This window comes from Pseudoalteromonas sp. SR44-5 (assembly GCF_014163675.1).
In the GTDB taxonomy this organism is placed as follows: domain Bacteria; phylum Pseudomonadota; class Gammaproteobacteria; order Enterobacterales; family Alteromonadaceae; genus Pseudoalteromonas; species Pseudoalteromonas rhizosphaerae.
Genome location: NZ_JACJDT010000008.1, coordinates 142545 through 166389 on the forward strand (window position 1 = coordinate 142545; position 23845 = coordinate 166389).

Below are 23845 nucleotides of genomic sequence, written 5' to 3' on the forward strand. Positions count from 1 at the left end.
TTATGACAGACCAAAAAACGATTACCTTAAGAGATGCGCAGCCTTCGGATGCTGCTACTATTTTGCATTTTATTACCGAATTGGCAATTTATGAAAAAGAGCCCGATGCGGTTAAAACCGATGAACAGGCGATTTTAAAAACCCTGTTTAGTGAAGGTGCAACAGCGCATAGTTTGATTTGTTTTGAAGGCGATACGCCAATTGGCTTTGCGGTGTACTTTTACAATTATTCGACTTGGCTTGGCAAGAATGGCTTGTACCTTGAAGACTTATATGTCAGCCCAGATAGCCGAGGTAATGGTGCGGGTAAACTGATTATGCAACATTTGGCACGCCAAGCTATCGCAAAAGATTGTGGCCGTTTTGAATGGGTGGTACTTGACTGGAATCAACCTGCGATCGATTTTTACAATAGTATGGGGGCAGAGCCACAAAATGAGTGGATCATTTATCGGCTTACAGGACAAGCATTAATTGATTTTGCCGAGAAATAAAAATACGTAATATAAATAAAAGTCATTTGCATTAAGTTGTTTGGCTGTGTAAATTAATCACATCATTTAATTTTGTGCAGGTGATTTTTATGTCACACCCACAGTTTCACAGCAGCAATAAATTGTCTCAGGTTGAGCAAGTATTAAGTCCTTGGCAAGCCAACATCATTGCTGGAAATACAGCGTTTGAACGCGGTGCTTTAATTGAAGCTCGCGATAAATACACGACAGCACACACCCTCTCAGCTCGTTTATTAAGCCAATTTAGCCAAGCAAAAATATGCCAGTCAGTTATTAGCGCAATTGAACATTGCTGCCCCGCATTCGTTGTTGCCGCTCATAATTTAGCGGATACATATCGAGCCATGAACCAAGCAGAGCAAGCGTGTCAGTGTTTGTGTGATGTGCATATAAGTTTAAGTCATTTGCTCCAGCATCCATGCGATACGGTGCGTACAGTGGTTGTGCACCATCATCACAAAACCTACACAGAGTTAGTACAGTTTGCCAAATTGCACAGTCATTACCCGCAATTAATAGAACAAATCAATCAGACGTTAAGTTACACCCCAGATCAAACTGCCACTGTGCATTGATCACTTATCTTAATCCGACAAGGAACAATTATGGCGTTTACATTACCCCCATTACCATATGAGTACGATGCGTTAGAGCCACATTTAGATGCTAAAACTATGGAGATCCACCATACTTTGCATCATCAAACATATATCAATAAAGCCAATGCGGCACTTGAAAATACCCAGTATAGTGATACTGATGTACATGAGTTACTCGCAAAGATTGACACGTTGCCAACTGAGCTGCAAAAAGTAGTGCAAGAGCATGGTGGCGGACATGCAAACCATTCATTGTTTTGGACAGTAATGAGCCCCAATGGTGGGGATCAGCCAAAAGGGAGCTTATTAGATGCGATCACAGAGCAGCTTGGCGGCTTTGATAACTTTAAAGAGTCATTTACAGCGGCAGCTGTTAGTCGCTTCGGCAGTGGCTGGGCGTGGCTAAGTGTTAATAAAGATAACCAGCTTGTGGTGGAAAGTAGTTTAAATCAAGATAGTCCATTAATGCACGGCAACACGCCGATTTTAGGTTTAGATGTGTGGGAGCACGCCTATTATCTGAAATACCAAAACCGCCGCCCGGAGTATATCGCAGCATTTTATAATGTTATTAATTGGGCTGAAGTTGAGCGTCGTTATTTAGCTGCTACCAGTAAATCAATCAGCGAATAAAGGTTGAGTGCCGAAAATGGCTAGTAAACTGTGTTTTTTCACGTACTCTATTAGCAGATGTATAGTTAAGAGCACCTTATGGATACTAGCCATTGGCAACTTGCCAGACAAAGCCGCGACCATCGTTTTGATGGACTCTTTTTCATCGGTGTTAAAAGCACCGGTATTTATTGTCGGCCAATTTGTCCTGCCCCTACTGCAAAAGAGCAAAACGTAGAGTACTTTCAATATGCGCACAATGCTGCCCAGGCTGGATTTCGCCCGTGCATTCGTTGTCGTCCAGATAGCGCCCCTGGAAGTAGCGCATGGCAAGGAACAAAAACCACAGCGCTGCGAGCCAAACAGCTGATAGACAGTGACTTAACAACGCAACATAGCTGTGAACAGTTAGCTGAGCGACTCGGCGTGAGTAGCCGCTATTTAAGGCAGTTATTTCAGCAACATTTTGGTATCTCAGTAACTCAGTATCGGTTATTTAATCAATGTCATTTTGCTAAAAAACTGCTGCAAGAAACTAATTTATCGGTATCTCAAGTTGCTTTTGCAGCGGGCTTTAATAGTATTCGTCGCTTTAATGATGCGTTTTTACAGCAGTTACATATTTGCCCGTCAAAAATGCGTGGTGAGCGCAGCACAACACGTGCGATGTTGACGCTTAAATTACCTTTTCGGCCCCCTTATAATTGGACTGCGTTACAGCAATTTTTAGCTAAGCGGTTAATTTCACCTCTTGAGTGGCTTGGCGAGACATATTATGGTCGCAGCTTTAAAAATCAGCATTGCCAAGGTCAGTTTACGGCTGAGTTTGTAGAGCACAAACATCACTTTTTAGTCAGCATTGATATTGATCAGCCGCGCTTTTTACAGCCTATTTTAAGTGAAATTCGCAGGGTGCTCGATTTAGATGCCGATACTGCGCAAATCGAACAACACCTAGCAACTCAACTTCAAGGGGCAATTGTGTTAACCCAAGGATTGCGGTTACCGGGTATTTGGTCGGTATTTGAGGCTGGTATTCGTGCGGTACTTGGCCAACAAGTAAGTGTAACTGCCGCGCATAACTTAGTGACTCAGCTGGTGGATGAACTGGGCGAACAAGATGGCGAGCGAGTGTATTTTCCAACCCCTGAGGTAGTGGCAAACAGTGAGCTGGCATTTTTTAAAATGCCTCAAGCGAGAAAGAATGCGCTGCGTAATTTAGCGCAGTTTTGCGCCGATAACCCTGATTGTCATCAGCTTGATCAATGGCTGCCACTCAAAGGGATTGGACCTTGGACAGTAAACTATGCAAAATTACGCGGCCAAAGTCAGCCCGATATTTTATTAGCGGGAGATTTAGGCGTAAAGAAAGCCCAAGCGGGGGCAAAACCATTTAATGATGAGATGTGCGCGCCATTTCGCTCCTATTTAACCTTTCAACTATGGCAGCAGCTAACATGACTATTATCCAAACCCGCATACCCAGCCCAATTGATGAGATTATTATTCAAGGTAACCAACACGGGGTCAGTTATGTGGGCTTTTATCCAGTTATAGAGTGCTCAGAAACCCCATTTTCAGATGTTGAGCAGCCACATATTTTAAATTGTGCTGCGCAGCTTAATGACTACTTTGCAGGCAAGCGAACAACCTTTGATGTCACTCTAGCCACCCATGGCACTGCTTTTCAACAAGCGGTATGGCAAGCGCTCACCGCGGTGCCATTTGGACAAACACAGAGTTATTCAGATATTGCTCATGCACTCAATAATCCCAAGGCAGTTCGCGCAGTGGGGGCTGCTAATGGTAAAAACCCAATCAGTATTATTGTGCCGTGTCACCGTATTATTGGTGCCAATGGTAAATTGACCGGCTATGCGGGTGGGCTAGAGCGCAAGCAGTGGTTACTTGAGCACGAAGGGATCATCTAAATTTTTTGGTTTAGTTACTAAACAATTCATTTTTTCGGTCTACACTTTAGATGAAACGTCTAGGGAGCAAGATAAAATGAAACAAAATAAACGTGTTAGGGATAATTTATTGGCGTTATTGGTACTCAGTAGCGGGTGTAGTTTGCTATCAACAGCGGCAATTGCTAACTCAACTGAACTAATTTTTTGTTATGAAGATAAAACTGTCGCGCCGATGTTTTTAGCGCAAAGCAATGAAATGTTAGGTACTCAACCAGAAGCATCGCTAGAAATCCTACAAAATCTTGATAATACACTTTCACAACTGTCTATTCGTTATCAGCGTAAAGCTTGGCTAAGTTGTTTAAATGATCTGCGTACAAATAAAGTGAATGCGGTTATTGCTACCTATCGACCTGAACGAACTGAATTTGCCCAATACCCAATGGATGGAACTCAGCAACTGGATCCGCGTTTTGCAGTGAGTGAATTTGGCAGTTGTCTCATCGGCGGAAAAAAATTTCACCAGCAATGGCAAAGCCGCGAAGTATTTCAGACCAGGGCTTTTACATTAGCTATTGCGAACGGTTATGACTTAGGCAAGGTATTACATCAAGAGCCTTTTTTTGTTCAACATACTTCCTCAGTCGAAAAAGCCGTTGAGTTGATCGACCGTGGAGTCGTTGATGCTACGCTTGACGTGTGCCAAGTTGGCGATCGGAAAGTATCAAACTTCCGGTATAAAACAGCCCAAGTACAAGCCATTTATCCTCCACTTGAAAAAGCCCAAGGCTATTTGCTTTTCTCTAAGCAGTTTTATCAACAGCATAAGGCGCTTAGTCAACGTATTTGGCAAACCATCGCTGCACAAGATAATGCCAAGTTGTATGTTGAATATTTAGATAAAACTAATCACGAAGCTAGGGTCGTCAGTAGCAGGCACCGTTGAGTTATAGTTCTATAACACGGGTAAAAAAGGTGATGTTCAATCAAGATTAAGGTAGCATTAGCGCACTTTTTTCAGGGTAGGCATTTTCATGGCTCAGCTGTACTTTTATTATTCTGCAATGAACGCAGGTAAATCTACCACGCTTTTACAATCGGCATTTAACTATCGCGAACGCGGCATGGAGCCCGTTATTTTAACGGCTGCATTGGATGATCGTGCTGGTGTTGGTAAGGTATCTTCTCGAATTGGTTTACAAGCTGAGGCACATATTTTTGATGCTGACAAAGATGTTTTTGAACTGATCAAACAGCTTAATAGTGAACAAAAACGTCATTGTGTGCTGGTGGATGAATGTCAATTTTTATCACGTCAGCAAGTAATGCAACTGACCGATGTGGTGGATGAATTAGGCATTCCGGTGTTGTGCTATGGCTTGCGTAATGACTTTAGAGGCGAGTTATTTAGCGGCTCGCAGTACTTACTAGCGTGGGCTGATAAACTGGTTGAACTTAAAACGGTGTGTCATTGCGGTCGCAAAGCGAACCATGTATTGCGTACGGATGAGCAAGGCAAAGCGATTGCCGATGGTAATCAAGTGGAAATTGGCGGCAACGACCGTTATGTGTCGGTGTGCCGCAAACACTATAAAGCTGCGTTAAACATGCAGCGCCGAAGTTAACGCTGCTATAAATTGATCAATATCGGCTCGAGTGATCTGTAAATGAGTTACTAAACGCAAAGTTTTGCTTGGGCTGAATACTATCCCTTGTGCTTTTAGTTGCTGTGCAATGGCATTAATATCAACACTATCAGCAACATTTGCATAGACCATATTGGTTGTATCGCGCGACAAGTCAACGTTAAAGCCTTCAATGGCACTGAGCTGCTGCGCTAAGTAACGCGCATTGCTGTGATCGTCGGCTAAACGGCTAACATTGTGCTCAAGTGCATAGTGGCCAGCGGCTGCCAGCATACCAGCTTGGCGCATAGCGCCGCCAAGTACTTTACGCCAACGCCTTGCTTTATTGATCAGCTCAACAGAGCCAAGTAGTAATGAGCCTACTGGTGCGCCTAAGCCTTTTGATAAGCAAATAGACACGGAGTCAAAGTGTTTAGTTATCTCGGTAATATCTACCCTAAGCGCAACCGCAGCGTTATAAACGCGAGCACCATCCAAATGCAGTGCTAATTGATGGCTGTGAGTGAACTCACGCGCTTGGGCTAAATAACTTAATGGCAGCACTTTACCGCCAATGGTGTTTTCTAAACTGAGTAAGCGGGTATTAGCAAAGTGAAAGTCTTTGGGTTTGATAGCGGCGCGTATTTTGTCAAAGCAGAGGCTGCCATCATTTTCATTCTCGATAGGTTGCGGTTGGATTGATCCAAGCACTGCCGCGCCACCGCCTTCAAATTTATAATTGTGTGCATTTTGCCCACAAATATATTCATCACCACGTTCGCAATGAGCCATTAACGCTAATAAGTTTGCTTGGGTGCCGGAGCTACAAAACAATGCACTGGCAAAGCCATGACGCTGTGCTGCAACGCTTTCTAATTTATTAATACTGGGATCATCACCATATACATCATCACCTAAAGGGGCGTTGAACATAATTTCGCGCATTTTAGCGCAGGGCTTAGTGACAGTATCAGAACGAAAATCAATCATGATATCTCCGGTTGTGTAAATTGCTGGCTGATCTCTTGGCGAGTTTGTTGATCAAAATAACTCCACGCAATAAAGCGACTCACTTTTTGCCCTTGCGCCATTTCAATGATTTTAACTTCAGCCACAGGGTGTGTTTTTAATTGTGCTTGTAACGTGGCTAAGTTTTCTTTTTTTGAAACTAAAGAGGTAAACCACATACACTGCTCAGCAAATAGGGCACTTTCATCGATCATGGTACAAATGAATTGCGCTTCGCCACCTTCACACCAAAGCTCATTATGTTGCCCGCCAAAATTTAAAGCCGATTTAGGGGCTTTGCCTAAGTTTTTCCATTTCCGCTCGCTACTTTGAGCCGCTTGTTGTTCACTGGCATGAAAAGGAGGGTTACACAATGTAATATGAAAAAGCTCTTTTGCATTTATTACCCCCTGAAAAATATGTTGCGACTGCTTTTGTAGCTTGACGGTAATTTTGCGATTATTAAATTGTACAATTTGTTTGGCTAATTTTACAGCGCTCGGATCTATATCTGAGCCTGTGACGCTCCAGTTATATTCATGACTTGCTAGTAACGGGTAAATTATGTTCGCACCAGTACCTATATCCAGCACTTTAACTTGTCTGCCTTGAGGTATAACGCCTTGATTATCGTTTGCTAGTAAATCGGCCAAGTAGTGAATGTAATCAACGCGTCCTGGAATCGGTGGGCAAAGGTTGTGTTCAGGTATATCCCAAAAATCAACGTTATAGTACGCTTGCAAAAGTGCTTGATTAAGCGTTTTTACTGCTTTGTTATCACTAAAATCAATACTTTTAGTACCATTGGGAGTAAGCACGATATATGGTTTTAAAGTGGGCACTTGAATACTTAGGTAGTCTAAATCATAGCCTTCGTTATGGCGATTTCGAGGGTGTAGTTTTGATTTTAATGGTGTTGATTTCATAACAAATAATTAGCTTAACAAACAAAAAAGTTATTTTACCAGAGAAACACATTGACGTGTGATCTTGTTTAAATTACTGGTAGGATGAGTTGCGGTTCATAACAATGACAACAAGGAACTGAAATGGCGATCGTACAAGAATCAGTATTTATTAAACTAACTGAGCTACAAACATTACATTTGCGCCGCATAGCAGATAACAGCAAAGCCGCTGGGCCAGCTGTGTTGTTTATGCATGGTGCTGTTGAAAACGGTAAAATATTTTATACGCATTCAAATAAGGGTTTAGCACCTTTTTTAGCTGAGCAAGGATATGTGTGTTATGTGGCTGATCTACGAGGTCGTGGTGGCAGCAAACCGGCTATCTCAAAGCATGCTCACTATGGCCAAACCGAAGCTATTATTGAAGATATTCCCGCTTTTATTGCTAAAATTACCGAGCGTGAAGGTAGACCACCAGCGTATTGGGTAGCCCATTCCTGGGGTGGTGTATTAATGAACAGTGTGTTTGCGCGTTTCCCACAGTATATCAATGATGTAAAAGCATGTGCTTACTTTGGTACTAAACGCTCGCTTTATAATCATCATCCACAAAAATACCTTCAAGGAAATTTGATTTGGTATTTTTTAGCGCCAATACTGGCTAAAAAACATGGTTATTTACCCGCCAAAAGACTCAAGTGGGGCAGTGATGATGAAACTAAAAAGTCGCATTATCAAAGTATGCAATGGGCTAAACGTAAACCATGGTTAGATAGCGACGACGGGTTTGATTACGCTCAAGCTGTGGCTGGCTTAAGTTTGCCACCGACCTTACACATAGGGGGGGTGAAAGACAAAGCGCTTGCACAACAAATTGATATTGAAAAATTTATTGCCGAGTCAGGTACTGGTATTCAACACCTGCAAATGTACGGGAAAAAACACGGCCATCAATATGATTACGATCATATTAATATGTTAACGCACGCCAGTGCTAAAGCAGATCAATTTAAGGATCTAGTGACGTGGTTTGAGCGTCATTCAGCAACGCCCTGAGTGGCGTTTCAAAACGTTTCCAGTGTTCTATTGCACGGTTATGTAGCGGTTTTCGTACTGCGGCTTTGCTAAGCGTGGTAACTGGTTTTTTTGATTTATAAAAGTCTAAACATTGTGCTTCAAATGCGGTACCTAAAAATGTAAATACGCTTTTTAACGTATCGCGCGGCTCGCTGATCAGTTGCTCATAATGAACATCTAAGATAGCCGAAGGTATTGCTTGTTGCCAATGCGTCATCAAACCTTGGTATAAATCATAGTAACGTTTAAATTCAGGTAATGAGCAAAAATAAGGTTCATTTTCTGCAAAGTAATTACTATAAACGGACCAAGCTGTGGCATTAAAATCGCGCTGCAAGTTAATAAACTTAGCATTTGGAAACAATAAATAGATAAGCCCTAACGATTGATAATTCGCGGGCAATTTGTTGATCATAAACGCGCGAATAGGTTTAGCTTGTTTTAACCGTGCGGTATAAAGAGCCCGCGCTTGCTCAATCAGTTGCGGTGTTAGTGCGCTAATACATTCAGGGTAGGGCAACTTGGTTTGTTGCTCTATGAATGCAACAATTTGCGAGCTAATACAGCGATCTTCCCCAAGGCTTGCAAATTCACTATGTGAAGCTAACATTTGTTCTAATAATGTTGAGCCACTGCGTGGCATGCCAATAATAAAAACGGGCGTAACAGTACCAGTAAATCCAGGCTTGATAGTGGCAAATAAACTTTTTGGATTATAACGCATAATACTTTGATAAAACGGCGTTAATTGTTCAGTGTTGAAGCTACTCAATTGCAGCTGCAATTTATTGGCTAGTTTATAATAATTTACAGCTTGTTCTATATCATTGAGTTGATCATAACTTTTTGCCAAGGCGTAATAACAAACCATTTTTAAACGTAAATTATTGGTTTGTGTGAGTAAATGATGCAAGTTACTGATGTAGTTATGCTGTTGATCAAAGCGGCCAAGTTGTACCAGTTCAAATAAAATATAAGCAGTGACAGGATATAAACCAATACTTAGTGCTTGTGCAAAGGTGGTGTGTGCTTTATCTAATTCGCCATGGGTTAAATAATGTTGTGCGAGATAATAGTGTGGCTCTGGGTTATGACTAGCAATGCTTTTTGCGTACTCCAGTACGGTTAATGCATCATTTGGCGAATTAACGCCATTAAATGCATCCGCTAACGCGTGCAGTGGCTCCAACATATTAGGCAGACGTTCACAGCTTCTTTGTAATAAATAAACTGCAGCATCAAAGCGCTCTAAGCGCAGGGCAATACGGCCCAAACCAAATAGCGCTTCGCCATTTTGGGGATCACTTTCAAGCAAGGTTTTATAGTGAAACTCCGCTTCTTGGAGTTTGTTTTCGGCAAGTAGTTGGTTAGCTTTTTTTAGCAACATGCATCACTTTTTTTATTTTTTAGTTACTAGATTTATTATTTGGGTATAGCACGAAAAAGGCGAAATGTCTTGAGCATTTCGCCTATCTTTTCAATGCTTAGCTACGTTTAAAAAGTATACGTTGCTTTGACATAATAGAAACCACCGTTAATACCATATGGCGAAGTTTCATAGTATTTACCACCCCAGTTATTATTAGGTGCCACGGTAAAATCAAGTTTCTCTGCTTCTTGGTCGAGCAGGTTTTGTGCGCCGACTGAGAAACTAATCGAATCATTCAAAAAGTAAGTTACTTCAGCGTCGAGCGTAATTGCTGCATCTGCCGTTTTTGCTGTTTCGTCATAATCTACATGCACACCCTGGTATTCACCAAAATAATTTGCACGAGTAAACATTGAGAAACTTTCCCATTGTTGTGACCAACTAAGCGTACCACGGTGGTTTGGTAAGTCGTTCTCTAAACGGCTTACTTTAAACGGCCCAGTAATATCAGTTGAACGGGTAACCTCAGTTTCATTCCAGTTGTAGGCTAAACTAAATGTTGAGCTACCGCCGAGTAAATCTGTGGCATAGTTTGCTACAAAGTCTATACCTTGAGTGGTGGTGTCAAAGTCATTAGTAAAGAAGCTTACTTGCGCTAAGCTTTGCACGTTTGGCACACCAGCGGCTTCAAGCGTATCTTTATCAGCTTGGCTCAGCTCGATTTTTTCAGATTGACTAATACGGTCATCAACTTGAATATTATAATAATCAATAGTTAGGAATACTTCACCGATGGTGTATACCGCGCCAAAGGTATAACTTTGCGACTCTTCAGGCTCAAGCTCTGTACCGCCTAACTGTACCGCAATTGGATTGGTCGGTGGTAGTAAAGCAGAGTCGACCAATACGCCACTGCTTAGGTTTGTTTGCACGTTACTGACATTGGCTTGACCAACAGTCGGTGCGCGAAAGCCGGAGCTGATTGAACCACGCACGTTTAAATCATCGGTTAAGTGATATTGAGCCATTAATTTATAATTAACCGTAGAGCCAAAGGTATCATAATCTTCATAACGCAGCGCTAGACCCATTAAAAACTCTTCGGTAAATGGGGCTTCAATATCGACATAAGCGGCGTAGTTGCGACGAGTATATTCACCAGCGTCAGATGGTTTAAAGCCAGGGAAACCATTTGAACCGATACCAAAACCTTGATCCGTTAGTGGGCCTGCTGTAAATGATGCTACATCGCCAGAGGTAACTGTAAATGTTTCCTCGTGCCATTCAAGGCCACCGGCTATGTTCACATCGTATGCTAGATCAAAATCAAAGCCTTTTGATAAATCAAAATTAAAGTTTTTCTCTAATTGTGAGTATTTACCTGGGCTAAAATCACGCGGACTATCAGGGCCTAATGATGCATTAACAGTATCGTAAATAAAGTAACGAGATTCATTAAAGCCGACCGTACCGCTTAAATCGTAGTACGCACCTTCTAACATACCACCAGTGAACTCGCCTTTAGTACCTATCGTAAGCGAAGTATCTGTGATGTTGCCACCAAAGTTAGGTGTAAAACCACCAGGCAATGTTTGGTTAAAGGCAAAGCAATTTGCAGCACTTAGAGAATCTATAGCAGCTTGATCTGGTGCGCCATTGGCTTGCAGTTCGACAAGAGGACAGTTTATTTGCTGATCATATCCATCCAGTGAAGCGACTAACACTGTTGGAGTTGCATCATCCCACAGTTTTTGACCCGCTGGATTATCATCACCAGGGCGACGCATATTTGTACCATTAACATCACGAATTGTTCCGCCATAAACACCAGGACGAGTTGTTGGATTACGATAATAAAAACCACCGCGTACATCACGCTCTGAATAGTTACCAAACATATAAAATTCGGAGTTTTTAGTCAGCTCAAGGCCGACATTACCAAAAATAGAGATATCGTCATCAACTTCTGGTGCGCCCCATACCTGTGTGATCGGAGCAATGTCAGGAACACCAGCTGCGATAAGGGCCGTAGCATCGGCACGTTGTACAGAGCGGCTAGTAGCGTCAGCCGTTTTGTATTGGAAACTTAAATTTGCGAAGCCATTGTCGGTAAATGGTAGACCAATGTTACCGGAAATCTGTGTTGTATCACCGTCGCCTTCATAGTACTGACCTTGGCGTACTTCGAAACTGCCGCCTTCTGAGGCATCTTTTAGTACAAAGTTGATAACCCCTGCAATCGCATCTGAGCCGTACTGAGCGGCTGCGCCATCTCTAAGTACTTCAACTTGTTTTAGGGCGATACTTGGAATAACTGAAATGTCTGCGCCTTGCGCACCATCATTTATGCCGCCACCTAAAAAGGCAATAACAGAGGCACGATGACGACGTTTACCATTGAGTAATATCAATGTACTGTCAGAAGGTAGGCCACGTAAGTTCGCAGGGCGAACTAAAGATGCCGCATCACTAATAGGCATTGAATGCACGTTTAATGATGGAATTGCGCCTTTTAATAGCTCGAGCATATCCGTATTACCTGATTTACCAAGTTCTTCACCACCGATGATATCGATAGGTACTGGTGAATCACCAATAGAACGCGGTGCAGAGCGAGTTCCCACTACGGCAATTTTTTCTACATTTTTATTTACTTTAGTGACTTCAGCTTGCTCATCTGCAGCTAAGGCAGTTCCTGAAATAAATAAGCCTGCGGTAGTTGTCGTTAATGCAAGTTTAACGGCATGATTTAATAAATTATTTTTAAATTTCATTCTAATTTCCCCAGTTAGAATTATTGTAATTTCGTAACTATATGATTTTTAAAAAGCCAAATAGTCTATTAAAGTTATACAACTTGTTAAATAATTGTGCAAGGTGTTAAATAGTTTGGTTTTTTTTATGTTTTCTATAGAGGAAATTCGAGATTTACTTACCTACATGAAAAATAATGATATTTTTAAGGCGGGGATTAGAAATTAAGCATTTAATGTAATTTTTATTGTAAAATAAATCAGAAAAAAAATAATAATTTTGTAAATAGAAGTTTTTAGACTGGAAACTGTTCAGTAAAGTTCAATGGTAATTATAGGTTATCAGTTTGTTCAGGATTTTGTTGTCGCCAAGCTTTTAACGCTTCTCGGTATTCATCCCAAACACATGGGCAACAACTGCCACCACCGCAGCACTGATCAGCAGCCGGTCTGGTTGGTTTTGTGTCATCAACTCGGTTTGCTATATCGGCTGTGTTTTGCGGTATTTTATTCATTACTTATAGGTTTAATAATATGGGCCGTTTATTGGCCAGTGATTATACTTAATCATGGCTTTTTTACTAGCTGAGAAATAATCTGGATCTGTTAATCGGTGATTGTATTAAATTATGCTTTGTGAAGTGTTAAGGCTATGTGAGAATAGCGTTATGCGACTATATAAAGTTATTCATCGTGCCCCAATTCGAGTGGCAAAAATTACTACAAAACGCCAACAGTTGCGTTTCAAGCGCGCTATGGTAGCACTTAAAATTGCACTGGCGCAGGAAAAGCAAGAAACCAAAGAAATGCTCACAATTTATCGTCGCTACACCCAAGGAGATGTGAGTAAAGAGGATCTGCAAAAAGCGAATGCCCAGTTTGTTGATATTCTCAAAGGATTGGGTTTAGGTGTTTTTGCTGTTTTACCTTTTGCACCTGTGACTATTCCACTGGTTGTTAAGTTGGGTCAATGGGTTGGGGTTGATGTACTGCCAAGTTCATTTAACATCAATAAATCACTTAAAGATATTGACCAGCAGATCGCTGATGAAGAGCAGCAACACCACCACGCTGAAAAAACGGCAAAATCAGACGTAAAACCACCTGTAAAAAAATAATGCCATGCAGTTTAAAGGATAGTCTTTGTGCTATACCTTTTATGCTGAGTTATTGATATGCTTGATCATCATATAATTTTAAACGAGTCATTTAATGAGTACATTAATTCGTCATAGTTCTACGGGTATTCCTTTATCTTTTATTGTTAAAAATGACTTAGCTACATGGCAAGCACAGCAGCCAATTTTTTTACAAAACTGGCTAAATAGCTGTGATTTTGCAAAACAAGGTTTAGCCTTGGTGGTCAATCCACAAAGTGGAGCGCTAAGTCAGGTGTATTGTTTAGTTAATAGCGTTGATGACTTTTGGCTCGCGGGTGAATTAGCCAGCAAACTGCCAGCAGGAATTTACCAAGTTCAAGAGTGTGAACAACAATTAGAACAGATTGCTCTGGGTTTTATACTTGGTGGTTATGAATTTAGCGAATATAAAGCCAAAGGTGCTGTAAAAGCACAATTAGCAATAGCCGATGAAGCATTGTTTGCGCGTATTACACGCCAAGCAAATGCGATTAACTTAGTTAGAGATCTAGTTAATACGCCTGCCGCAGACATGATGCCACAGCACTTATCACAAGTGATGGCTGATTTAGCACACACTTACAATGGTCAATTCAATGAATGGATAGGGGATGAATTATTAGAACAAAACTATCCAACTATCCACATGGTAGGCCGCGCCAGTGAAAATAAACCGCGTTTACTTGATTTACACTGGGGCGCTGCAGACGCTCCTTTGATCACCTTAGTCGGTAAAGGTGTTTGTTTTGACTCTGGTGGTTTAGATCTTAAACCAAGCTCAGGTATGCGCAATATGAAAAAAGACATGGGCGGCGCAGCTCATGTAATTGGTTTAGCGCAGTTAATTATGGCGGCAAATTTACCAATTCGTTTACGCGTGTTGGTACCCGCTGTTGAGAATGCGGTATCGCGCAATGCATTTCGCCCTGGCGATGTAATTAAAACACGTAAAGGCATTATGGTCGAAATCGATAACACCGACGCAGAGGGGCGTTTAGTGTTATGTGATGCACTCACGGAAGCACAAAATGACAATCCTGAGTTGATCATTGATTTTGCAACCTTAACCGGTGCTTGTCGTATTGCGTTAGGCACTGAGTTACCAGGGTTTTTCTCAACTGAGCGTGATGTTGCCAATGGCATTATTGACGCCGGTATTGCAGTAAGCGATCCCGTTTGGCAATTACCGCTTTTTGAGCAATATAAAAGTTTATTAAAAAGTGATGTTGCTGATATGGCTAACTGTGCAAGTACCCCATTCGGCGGCGCAATTACTGCTGCACTTTATTTAAAAGAATTTGTAGAGCCAACCACACCATGGGTACATTTTGATGTAATGGCATGGAATATCCGCTCATTACCAGGTCGTCCAGTCGGTGGTGAAGCACTCGGTATTCGTGCCGTATTTAACTACTTACAAAGTCGTTTTAAATAAATTTATTGAGCTTTGTGAGGTTATGCCTCATAAAGCTCAAGCGGTAACCCATCAGGATCTGCAAAAAAGGTAAATTGTTTACCTGTGTATTCATCAGTTCGAATCTCTTCTACTGCCACACCTTGGCTTTGCAAATACACTTTACTTTGCTCAATATTGGCCACTTTAAATGCTAAATGTCGTAAACCTTGTGCTTCTGGGTAACTAGGTCGCTTTGGTGCATTATCAAATGAAAATAGCTCTATTTGGCTACCATCAGGCAAGGCTAAATCTAATTTGTATGAATGGCGATGTTGGCGAAAATGCTCTGCAATTATCGGCAGCTGTAAGATCTGATGATAAAAATGTTTTGAGCGGGTGTAATCGCTGCATATAATAGCAGCGTGGTGAATTCCTAGCAATTGCATCATTTTTAGCTATCTGTGGTAAATGGCGCAGTATAGCTGCGCCATATTGAGTATGTTATTGATCACTGCCTTTGCAAGCTGCTACAGCGGGGGCCACTAACTCTAAACCGGTTTTATCACACGGTGGTAGTGCTGCATCGCTAACGCTGATTGGTGTGACGCGTTCGCCCCATTTTATGTAACTAGCAGCCCAAGTTAATCCGGCACCAAATGCTGCAGACATGATATTAGCATGTGGTTTAATTAATCCTTGCTCAACAGCTTCACATAATGCGATTGCAATAGTTGCTGCCGATGTATTGCCGTATTCGCCAATGTTAACCATTACTTTTTCATCTGGCACTTTTAAGCGATGTTGAATGGCTTGAATGATACGTAAATTTGCTTGGTGTGGCACAAGTACATCGATATCATCAAGGCTCAAATTTGCTTGTGTGAGCACATCGTCACAGGCTTCACTCATGCCCTTTACTGCGCGTTTAAAGATTTCGCGACCTTCAAATAATAAATCAGATGGCCCAATAGGCACATATTTATTTAAGTCACTACCAAAGTTAGTGATATGCAAGATATCACGGTCTTCGCTATCACAGCCTGTTTTTGTCGCGAGTAAACCCGCTGGCGTGTCTGCTGCTTCAAGTACTACGGCACCGGCGCCATCACCAAATAACACCGCACTGTCACGGCGATCCCAGTTTACATACCAGGTCATACGTTCAGCAGCAATTACTACAGCTTTTTTGATCATACCGGCTTGAATTTGTGCAGTCGCTGCTTGTATTGCATATAAAAAACCAGAGCAAGCTGCATTGGTGTCCATAGCGGCAGCGCCAACTGCACCAATGTTTTTTTGTACTAACGAAGCTGTGTTTGCCACCATAGTAGAGGGCGTACATGTTGCTAATAACACTAAGTCGATGTCTTTAGCATTAATGCCAGCACAGGCTATTGCATGTTTAGCTGCTACAGTGGCAAGCTCTGCAGTACTAACGTGGCTTACTCTACGGGCTTTTATACCAGTGCGGGATGTGATCCATTCATCATTGGTATCAACTAATTGGCTAATTTCATCGTTGCTAATACGCGCTGGTGGGATACATTTACCCCAACCCGTTATGTGTGCGTAGGTCATAGTGTGCTCTCTTTAAGTGGTCAGACATGTGTTATCTATGTTTGATTTATACCAAAAATCCAGTTCTAAGACTAGTTTATAACTTAGCTTACGTCGTAAATAGTGGTAATTAAACGTAATTTAGGCTAATGGTAGTAGAAAAATGAGGTAAACATGAAACAAAAATTAATTACTATCTTGGCTGCATTGGGTACGACGGTATATTCTGCGGCGAGTTTTGCAACACAAACTCAGGTTATTTACGCAGGATCAGTGTTAGCAGGTGCTGAACAAACACTAGAAAAGCAACGCACTATTGTTATAGAAGACGCTATCATCACGCGCATCGAAAAAGGCTATGTGAGTGTTACCGATCTAGCATTGCCCGATGCAAAGATCATTGATTTAAAAAATCAATTTGTTATGCCTGGATTAATTGATATGCACGTACATGTTACATTTGAGCGTGACGCAAGTGCTAATCCACATCGCTGGCTAACAGAATATGAGGCTGATTATGCGCTGCGCTCAATTAAATATTTACAGCGTAGTCTTGATGCCGGTTTTACCTCGGTACGTGATTTAGGTAGCAGTTATAAAGTGATCTTTCCACTACAGCGTGCCGTTGAGCGTGGAGATATTCAAGGGCCACGTATTTTTGCTGCCGGAGATACAATTACCCCAACAGGCGGGCATGCTGATCTGCACGGTTACCGTAAAGATATTAGTGATGTGATAAGTGGGGGGTTAGGGGTGTGTGATGGTGCTGATGATTGTCGCCGCGCGGTTCGTGAAGTAATTAAATCAGGTGCTGATGTAATTAAAATTACCGCAACGGGTGGGGTGTTAAGTAATACCGCAGCGGGTGTCAATCAGCAGTTCACAGATCAAGAGTTGATGGCGATTGTTGATACTGCACATAACTTAGGGCGCAGCGTAACAGCCCATGCTCATGGTACATCAGGGATCAAAGCGGCATTACGTGCAGGTGTTGATTCAATTGAACATGGCTCTTACCTAGACAAAGAGACTGTAAAGTTATTTAAGCAATACAACGCTTATTTAGTGCCCACGTTATTGGCAGGCCAAACGGTCAGTCAAGAAGTTCTCAGTAACCCAAATATGCCAACAGCTATTGCTGATAAAGTACGCACCGTTGTACCAAATGTTGCAGCTTCATTTAAGCTGGCATTAAAAAACAATGTTAATATTGCTTTTGGTACAGATTCTGGCGTATCACGCCATGGTAATAATGCTGATGAGTTTTTATGGTTAGTTAAATATGGCATGACTGAAAAGCAGGCTATTATGTCAGCAACAATTGATGCTGCCAAGCTACTCGGCCAACAAGACCGACTAGGGCAGTTGAGTGTTGGTAAACAAGCAGATATCATCAGCGTTAATGGCTCTCCTCTTGATGATATAACGACATTGCAAAATGTACAATTTGTGATGAAAGCAGGGCAAATATATAAACACCAATTGTAGGATACAGTATGGGCAGCAAAATCAAGGCATCATTGTTTAATCATTTGATTGACGCTGAGCGCCAGTTATTAGATCCTGAGATCCGTCAATCTGAGCAGGCATTGGATGCTTTGCTCGATGATGATTTTATTGAAATTGCCGCTAATGGTACTGTATTTAATAAATATCAAGTATTAACGCGGTTACCTACCGAAGTCGTGCCGCAGTTTTACAATCAGCATTTTAAAGGCCGAATGCTTAGTGATGATATTGCCCAACTAAGTTATCAAGCGGCATATCGGCGCTCTGCGCGCGCTGAGTTTAACTATTCGTTACGGATGTCGCTGTGGCGATTAACCGAAGGCCAGTGGAAAATGGTGTTTCATCAAGGAACGCCGTGTGCTGTGTTTAGTATCTCTATGGATGATGATTAGGTTAACCTTCTTTAATTAGGCATTTTTTATTAGGTATTTTTTTGTTAGGTAATTATGTATGGCGTTTTTAATGCGCACTGATCCTGCGATTAGCCGTTTACTGATGTTACGCAGTGGTGCAATTGCAATTCAACTATTGGCCGTTGTAGCAGTCTATTTTTTACTTGAGCACCAAATCCCTTTATTGCCTCTACTGGTAGTGATCTCCCTTGAAGCCGTATTCCAAATTTTAAGCGTGATTGCTTATCGTAATGTCAGTAAAGCGAAAGAACTTGGGATGTTAATGCAGCTTACGGCCGATGTGCTTTTTTTATCGGTATTGCTGTCTTTGAGTGGTGGTGCGACCAATGCATTTGTGTCGTTACTGTTGTTACCAATAATGATTGCTGCGGTGAGTGTCAGTGCTCGCGGCTTAGCTTATATTGCTGTATTAGCGATCACCGCCTATAGCGTGCTGCTATTTAAAATGCCTCAGCACAGCATGCATCATATGCAAATGACCAGTCACTTTGTGGGTATGTGGGTTAACTTTGTGATCAGTGCTAGCGTTATAGCATTCGTTATCGGCACTATGAACCGTGCACTGCATTCGCGAGAGCGCACAATTGCAACTGTGCGAGAAAAACAATTACGAGCAGAGCAGTTAGTCACGCTTGATGGTGCTGCGGCACAAATTACTCATCAATTAGCCAGCCCAATCGCCAATTTACAATTATTGTATGAAGAGCTTCTTGAAGAGCAGCCCGATAATGAGATTGTGAAAGACATGCAGCAGCCCTTGTTGCAATGCGCACAGCAGTTAAAACAGTTTCGTACCCTGTCATCTGAACTACGCACACAAACGGTTGCAGCGACTGTATCGTTAAACGCATTAGCTCAACAAATTAGCGATACAATGCTATTACAGTATCCCGATCAACAGCTTAATTGGCTAAATGCAGCGCCTGCTAGCTCGGTTACTAATGATGCTATGTTACTGCCAGCGATATTAAACTTGTTGCAAAATGCTGCTTTTGCCAATCAACAGGCACAGCAACAAACACTGGAATTGAACTGGCAACAGACTCCAGATAACCCTAAAACAGTGAGTTTAGTTATACGTGATTTTGGTAAAGGATTTAGCGCAGCACAATTGGCAGAGTTAGGGGGTCAGTTAATGCCTAGTGAAACGGGGATGGGGCTAGCAGTTATGCTTTCAAATGTAACATTTGAGCGTTTACAAGGCTCTTTAACATTATTTAATCACCCACAAGGTGGCGCGGTTGCCAAAGTACAATTAACCATTGATGAGCCACAAGTTGAGCCTGTATGAAGCTATTAATTATTGAAGATGATATTAATCTTGCCAATACGTTAGCGCGGCGCTTAACCAAACACGGTTTCGCATGTCAGCTGGCACATAATAAAGCCGAGGCTATCGGTGTAGCTAAAAACTTCGCACCGACACATATTCTGTTAGATATGAAATTAGCTGACGATAACGGTTTAGCTCTTATCGCACCACTGAGAGCCTTACTAACAGACGCACATATTGTATTATTAACAGGCTATGCCAGTATTGCCACAGCGGTAGAGGCTATGCGCCTAGGTGCAAATGATTATTTAACAAAGCCCGTTGATATGCTCACGTTATTACGAGCCTTAACAGGCACATGCGAGCCAACTACTGAGTTAATTGCAGATGATATTGTAACTATGTCGCCAGAGCGTCTTGAGTGGGAACATATTCAGCAAGTGCTGCATACCAATCAAGGCAATATTTCAGCAACTGCTCGGCAACTTAATATGCATCGGCGGACTTTACAGCGTAAGCTACAAAAAAAACCAGTTCAGCAGTAAATCCTAGCGCAATAGTGAGCGTTATTTCGGATCACGGTTTCCGGTTTAGTAATGCTCAGTAAGTTTATTGTTGCCTTTTAGGTAATAAGTTTTACCCGGTCAACTAAGTAATACAGTCGCCTGTAGTCACTTGAAATGAAGCTCAGGTTACTTTAGTGCATTTATATTTGGGCACCAGCCACGCATCATAGATAGTTTTGCAGTTTAGATAGTTGCTGCAATGGCGTTCATTAACTACAGTAAAAATATCATTGTATTTTTTGCAATCAGCATAAGTAGTCATTATGGATTTATCACAACTGGATTTTGTAGCCGTATTATTAGCTGCCATGTCTTCTTTTATGTTAGGAGGCGTTTGGTATTCACCTTGGTTGTTTCAACGAGCCTGGTTAGAAGGCTGTGGATTAACGGAGCTGGATTTAAAAGCAACAAATCCAAAATGGGTATTTGGTGGCGGTTTTGTTTTATCTTTATTTATCGCTTTTGGCTTATCACTGTTTTTAGGACCACATCCACATTTAGGGGTTGCGGTAGGCGTTGGCTTTGCGGTTGGACTATGTTGGGTAAGCAGTGCCTTAGGAATGAGCTATATTTATGAACAACGACCACTAAAGCTGTTTTTAATCAATAGCGGTTACCATATTTTACAGTTTACTTTAATGGGCTTAATCTTTGGACTTTGGCCATAAGCTGTTAATCTATTCGCGTGTTTGTAGTAAAAGTAACAAAATAATGGCAAAACCGAATAAAAAAGGCCCTACTAAAACGGTCGATATTTTTTGTAGTCAATGTAAAGCTCCCCTATTCAAATATCGTAAAGGCGGCAAAGGGGCATTGGTTAAATGTTTTATCGAACGGATCAGTCAAGATTTCACCACTATTCCTTGCGTATGCCCCAACTGCTCACGCCCTTTTGCTCGAGAAGCAATTATCCGAGGCGCACCCGCGTATAAAATGATCGGCGGCAAAGTTACGTTTAAGTAGTCATTTAATTTGAGCGTATATTCATATTTCATTCATTTAATCATCTTTTAGTCTGATTGTTCCTGTATCTGATTTAACTATAAATAAACCATAACTCTTTAATTTAATACGACTTTAAATAGTAATTGCACAGTTTTTTATGATATTGATGGTATCCGAGGTTGGTCTACTTCGGAAATTGAAACAATAGGAGCTGCATTTTTGAGAGGGTTTAAGAAGTACAGCGCAAAGGTACACGGAGCTGCGTATGCAATTGAGCATCGTCTAGATTCATTTTCTATAGATGCACTCGGAGCTTCTTACGAAGTTGGATATGGGGTAATGTATATGCAAGGAACAAAGAAAACATACTCTAGTTATGTCGCGTTTTGTAAATAGTTTTAGAATCAATAAGGAATAAAAATGATTAAAAAAGTAATTTTTATTTTTATTATATTTCAATTTTTATTGGTGATTAGTTTAAATCACCACTATGGGATAGCCATAGCGTTAACCACTTGTGTTTTTTATATTTTTCGTTCTAAATCCAATTTCTTTTCTTTGAGCTTTCTTTTTGAAGATGTAAAAGAAAATGCATTTACTTTACTATGTGTGTTTTCAATAGTTGCATTGACAATTTGCCAAATCTCTTATAGTTCAAATGATTGGGGGTTGTTGACAATAATAGTACCATTGTCGTTATTGTTTTATTTCTTCCTTACACTTTTTAGTTATACTGCTGATTGTATATATAAAATATTCGGAAAGTTTTTTAGAGGGAAGTAAGTGCTCGTAAAGTAAAATAGGAAAGGCACAAATTTTTCGATAGTGCATCAAGGAAATATAATGTCAAAATATAGATTTTTAACTTTATTATTTTTAATAGTTAATTCACAGGTATGCTTTTCAAATGCGATTGAAAAACCACCTAAAGCTATTGAAGCCGTAGTATATACTATTTGCGATTTGGTATATTGCAATACGAGTGTTGTTTTAAGAAATAATACGGCATTTGAAATTAAAGTAATTTCAAATTATTTCGATGAAACTCATTTTACTGAGCATGCTTTTAAGTTTTATAGAGCAAAAGACGTGTATGCAACGAGTAACCCGTTTGACAACCCATTATCGTTTAAAAATGTAGAGTTTTCGCCACTTGAAGGAGATGTAATATTTAAACCTCTTGAAGTCAAAACTTACACTACGCTAATAAAAAGAGATAGATTGAATTTTGAAAAAGGCATTGAGTACGTTGTTTTTTCGGTAGTTATGGATGCGCAATATGTGATAGATAAAAAAAAGTCAAGATTCATTTCATTGCTTAGTAAGTTAGGAATAGTTGATGATTTACTTACCTTGCCTGATGATTAAACTAACAGAAAAGTAAATAGAGTCACCCTTTAGTAACAAAGTGAATAGGGTCAGGTCTTTCTTTTTGTCTTTATGTAATTAGTGGCAAAAAACAAGATCTGACCCCGATAGTTATATGACCCCGATAGTTATAAACCAGAGGAGAAATCATGGTGGTCGCGATAGGTCCGACGATTCTAGCTATTGCAAGTGTTGTTAGTACTAGTAATTTGCATGTTAGCTGTGGAGAAAGCGTTCTAAATAACCAGCATAAGCTAATGGTAATGAAGAAATTAAATGGCGCAAGGGGCAAATTCCATTTTAAATGTGGTGATACAATATTTGTAGAAGAGCCTTCGAATACTGATGGCATTTGCTACAAAAAACATTATGGCGTGGTTGGCGGATATAAAGTTGAGCCCTATGTTGCCACATTGGAAGTCGCTGTGACTAATCAAAGTTGTAACTTTGATGGAGCCATCCGTTTAGAGCCTACCGTTGCTATAGAAGATTATGGGGTTATCTGGAGGTTTATGGAAGAGTTGAGAAATAACAAAGAGAACGCCATTAAAAAAAGGGTGAATATGTTTGACTGGTTTTTTGACAGTCAATTAAATAAATTCACCAGTATTCCTGGCGCTGTTTCAATGAGTCCAGTAGTAACAGGCTTATTTGAAAAGAATGCATACTCTATAAAAGTTTATATAAATTCTCAATTGTGGAAAGCTAATATTCATTTGAAAGATAATAAAGTTGAAGTTACCTCCATATATTCAGTAGAGTAAAAAATAATGGGGTCAGGTCTCAGGGTAAGATCACGAACTTTATCTTGACTTAAAAGTATGATCTTATACTCCTTTTTAAGGAGCCCCCATGCCTGAGATTCAACTATTCAACTATTTAAATATTTCGAATCAATTGATGACCCTCGCCAGCAGGGGAAAGTTGTCAATAAACTACTTGATATCATATTCTTAGCTGTCAGCGCTGTCATATCTGGGTGCCAAGGTTGGGAAGATATTGAAGATTTTGGCCATGATAGATTAGATTGGCTCAGGAAGTACGTTCCTCTTTAGCAAGGTATCCCTCGCCATGACACAATCGCTCGTGTGATGAGTCGCATTGATATGACGCAGTTTCAAGATTCTTTTTCTTCTTGGATGAAAGACTGTTCTAAATTAACTCAGGGCGATGTAGTTGCGATTGATGGTAAGCGATTGAAAGGTTCATTTAATCAGTCAGATAGGCGCGATGCACTTTATATGGTCAGTGCATTTGCGTGCGAAAATGGTGTTGTTTTGGCGCAATGCCCTGTTGATAA

General features: G+C 40.9%; 26 protein-coding genes and 1 pseudogene. 20 read left to right on the forward strand and 7 right to left on the reverse strand.

What is annotated here, in order from left to right:
* The first annotated feature begins 2 nt into the window (after positions 1 to 2).
* The 7 genes from H5154_RS06700 (at position 3) to H5154_RS06730 (ending at position 5264) form a co-directional block, all read left to right on the forward strand.
* Positions 3 to 494, forward strand: a complete 492-nt coding sequence (locus H5154_RS06700; RefSeq protein ID WP_149980086.1) for a GNAT family N-acetyltransferase — start codon at positions 3 to 5, stop codon at positions 492 to 494.
* A gap of 89 nt (positions 495 to 583) precedes the next feature.
* Positions 584 to 1090 carry a hypothetical protein gene (locus tag H5154_RS06705; RefSeq protein WP_182717821.1) on the forward strand — a complete coding sequence of 169 codons (507 nt, stop codon included), beginning with the start codon at positions 584 to 586 and terminating at the stop codon, positions 1088 to 1090.
* A 30-nt stretch (positions 1091 to 1120) separates the two neighbouring features.
* Positions 1121 to 1747, forward strand: coding sequence for a superoxide dismutase (locus tag H5154_RS06710; protein ID WP_149980088.1), 627 nt, complete (start codon positions 1121 to 1123; stop codon positions 1745 to 1747).
* 78 nt (positions 1748 to 1825) lie between these two features.
* Positions 1826 to 3187, forward strand: coding sequence for a DNA-3-methyladenine glycosylase 2 family protein (locus H5154_RS06715; RefSeq protein WP_182717822.1), 1362 nt, complete (start codon positions 1826 to 1828; stop codon positions 3185 to 3187).
* Positions 3184 to 3657, forward strand: a complete 474-nt coding sequence (locus H5154_RS06720; RefSeq protein ID WP_149980090.1) for a methylated-DNA--[protein]-cysteine S-methyltransferase — start codon at positions 3184 to 3186, stop codon at positions 3655 to 3657. Before H5154_RS06715 ends, H5154_RS06720 begins: the two co-directional genes overlap by 4 nt.
* A gap of 76 nt (positions 3658 to 3733) precedes the next feature.
* Positions 3734 to 4585, forward strand: coding sequence for an amino acid ABC transporter substrate-binding protein (locus H5154_RS06725; protein WP_246175464.1), 852 nt, complete (start codon positions 3734 to 3736; stop codon positions 4583 to 4585).
* An 88-nt stretch (positions 4586 to 4673) separates the two neighbouring features.
* Positions 4674 to 5264 (forward strand): thymidine kinase, encoded by a 591-nt coding sequence (locus H5154_RS06730; RefSeq protein ID WP_182717823.1) that lies wholly within the window; start codon positions 4674 to 4676, stop codon positions 5262 to 5264.
* Here the strand turns inward: H5154_RS06730 and ltaE are convergent.
* Positions 5241 to 6254 (reverse strand): low-specificity L-threonine aldolase, encoded by a 1014-nt coding sequence (gene ltaE, locus H5154_RS06735; RefSeq protein ID WP_182717824.1) that lies wholly within the window; start codon positions 6252 to 6254, stop codon positions 5241 to 5243. The two genes, H5154_RS06730 and ltaE, sit on opposite strands and share 24 nt — an antisense overlap.
* Positions 6251 to 7198 (reverse strand): 23S rRNA (adenine(1618)-N(6))-methyltransferase RlmF, encoded by a 948-nt coding sequence (gene rlmF / locus H5154_RS06740; protein WP_182717825.1) that lies wholly within the window; start codon positions 7196 to 7198, stop codon positions 6251 to 6253. The genes ltaE and rlmF overlap by 4 nt, the downstream gene beginning before the upstream one ends.
* Positions 7199 to 7321: 123 nt before the next feature.
* Here rlmF and H5154_RS06745 point away from each other — a divergent pair, with 123 nt between their 5' ends.
* Entirely contained in the window at positions 7322 to 8236 is a 915-nt protein-coding gene (locus tag H5154_RS06745) for an alpha/beta hydrolase (RefSeq protein WP_149980093.1), read from the forward strand.
* Here H5154_RS06745 and H5154_RS06750 read toward each other — a convergent pair.
* The 3 genes from H5154_RS06750 to H5154_RS06760 form a co-directional block, all read right to left on the reverse strand.
* Positions 8190 to 9644: a sulfotransferase gene (locus H5154_RS06750; protein WP_182717826.1), complete on the reverse strand. Its 1455-nt coding sequence runs from the start codon at positions 9642 to 9644 to the stop codon at positions 8190 to 8192. The two genes, H5154_RS06745 and H5154_RS06750, sit on opposite strands and share 47 nt — an antisense overlap.
* A gap of 107 nt (positions 9645 to 9751) precedes the next feature.
* Positions 9752 to 12400, reverse strand: a complete 2649-nt coding sequence (locus tag H5154_RS06755; protein ID WP_182717827.1) for a TonB-dependent siderophore receptor — start codon at positions 12398 to 12400, stop codon at positions 9752 to 9754.
* Positions 12401 to 12711: 311 nt separating this feature from the next.
* The gene (locus H5154_RS06760) at positions 12712 to 12894 is read right to left on the reverse strand and encodes an oxidoreductase-like domain-containing protein (protein ID WP_149980096.1); all 183 of its coding nucleotides are present in this window, start codon (positions 12892 to 12894) and stop codon (positions 12712 to 12714) included.
* Positions 12895 to 13047: 153 nt separating this feature from the next.
* Between H5154_RS06760 and H5154_RS06765 the strand changes: the two genes are divergently transcribed.
* Both H5154_RS06765 and H5154_RS06770 read left to right on the forward strand, forming a co-directional pair.
* The gene (locus H5154_RS06765) at positions 13048 to 13497 is read left to right on the forward strand and encodes a hypothetical protein (RefSeq protein WP_182717828.1); all 450 of its coding nucleotides are present in this window, start codon (positions 13048 to 13050) and stop codon (positions 13495 to 13497) included.
* 94 nt (positions 13498 to 13591) lie between these two features.
* Positions 13592 to 14953, forward strand: a complete 1362-nt coding sequence (locus H5154_RS06770) for a M17 family metallopeptidase (protein ID WP_149980098.1) — start codon at positions 13592 to 13594, stop codon at positions 14951 to 14953.
* 20 nt (positions 14954 to 14973) lie between these two features.
* On the opposite strand, the gene H5154_RS06775 is transcribed toward H5154_RS06770, so the two are convergent.
* A complete protein-coding gene (locus H5154_RS06775; RefSeq protein ID WP_145236314.1) occupies positions 14974 to 15360 on the reverse strand; it encodes a VOC family protein in 387 nt (128 codons plus the stop codon).
* Between the two features lie 55 nt (positions 15361 to 15415).
* Positions 15416 to 16492, reverse strand: a complete 1077-nt coding sequence (locus tag H5154_RS06780; RefSeq protein WP_182717829.1) for a ketoacyl-ACP synthase III — start codon at positions 16490 to 16492, stop codon at positions 15416 to 15418.
* 153 nt (positions 16493 to 16645) lie between these two features.
* On the opposite strand from H5154_RS06780, the gene H5154_RS06785 reads away from it, so the two are divergent.
* The 10 genes and pseudogenes from H5154_RS06785 to H5154_RS06830 all read left to right on the forward strand — a co-directional run.
* Positions 16646 to 17959 carry an amidohydrolase family protein gene (locus tag H5154_RS06785; RefSeq protein WP_182717830.1) on the forward strand — a complete coding sequence of 438 codons (1314 nt, stop codon included), beginning with the start codon at positions 16646 to 16648 and terminating at the stop codon, positions 17957 to 17959.
* A gap of 8 nt (positions 17960 to 17967) precedes the next feature.
* A complete protein-coding gene (locus H5154_RS06790) occupies positions 17968 to 18372 on the forward strand; it encodes a DUF4440 domain-containing protein (RefSeq protein ID WP_145236175.1) in 405 nt (134 codons plus the stop codon).
* Positions 18373 to 18442: 70 nt separating this feature from the next.
* Complete coding sequence (locus tag H5154_RS06795) at positions 18443 to 19684, forward strand: ATP-binding protein (RefSeq protein ID WP_145236312.1); 1242 nt, start codon at positions 18443 to 18445, stop codon at positions 19682 to 19684.
* On the forward strand, positions 19681 to 20211 hold the full coding sequence (locus tag H5154_RS06800; RefSeq protein ID WP_182717831.1) for a response regulator transcription factor: 531 nt from the start codon (positions 19681 to 19683) through the stop codon (positions 20209 to 20211). Before H5154_RS06795 ends, H5154_RS06800 begins: the two co-directional genes overlap by 4 nt.
* A gap of 284 nt (positions 20212 to 20495) precedes the next feature.
* Positions 20496 to 20900, forward strand: coding sequence for a DUF1761 domain-containing protein (locus H5154_RS06805; protein ID WP_145236169.1), 405 nt, complete (start codon positions 20496 to 20498; stop codon positions 20898 to 20900).
* 43 nt (positions 20901 to 20943) lie between these two features.
* On the forward strand, positions 20944 to 21195 hold the full coding sequence (locus tag H5154_RS06810) for a hypothetical protein (RefSeq protein ID WP_149980101.1): 252 nt from the start codon (positions 20944 to 20946) through the stop codon (positions 21193 to 21195).
* Positions 21196 to 22020: 825 nt separating this feature from the next.
* The gene (locus tag H5154_RS06815) at positions 22021 to 22545 is read left to right on the forward strand and encodes a hypothetical protein (protein ID WP_182717832.1); all 525 of its coding nucleotides are present in this window, start codon (positions 22021 to 22023) and stop codon (positions 22543 to 22545) included.
* Between the two features lie 149 nt (positions 22546 to 22694).
* Positions 22695 to 23309, forward strand: a complete 615-nt coding sequence (locus H5154_RS06820; RefSeq protein ID WP_182717833.1) for a hypothetical protein — start codon at positions 22695 to 22697, stop codon at positions 23307 to 23309.
* 105 nt (positions 23310 to 23414) lie between these two features.
* Positions 23415 to 23600, forward strand: a complete 186-nt coding sequence (locus H5154_RS24160) for a transposase family protein (protein ID WP_182717838.1) — start codon at positions 23415 to 23417, stop codon at positions 23598 to 23600.
* Positions 23601 to 23651: 51 nt separating this feature from the next.
* Positions 23652 to 23845, forward strand: a pseudogene (locus tag H5154_RS06830) (ISAs1 family transposase); the annotation flags it as partial.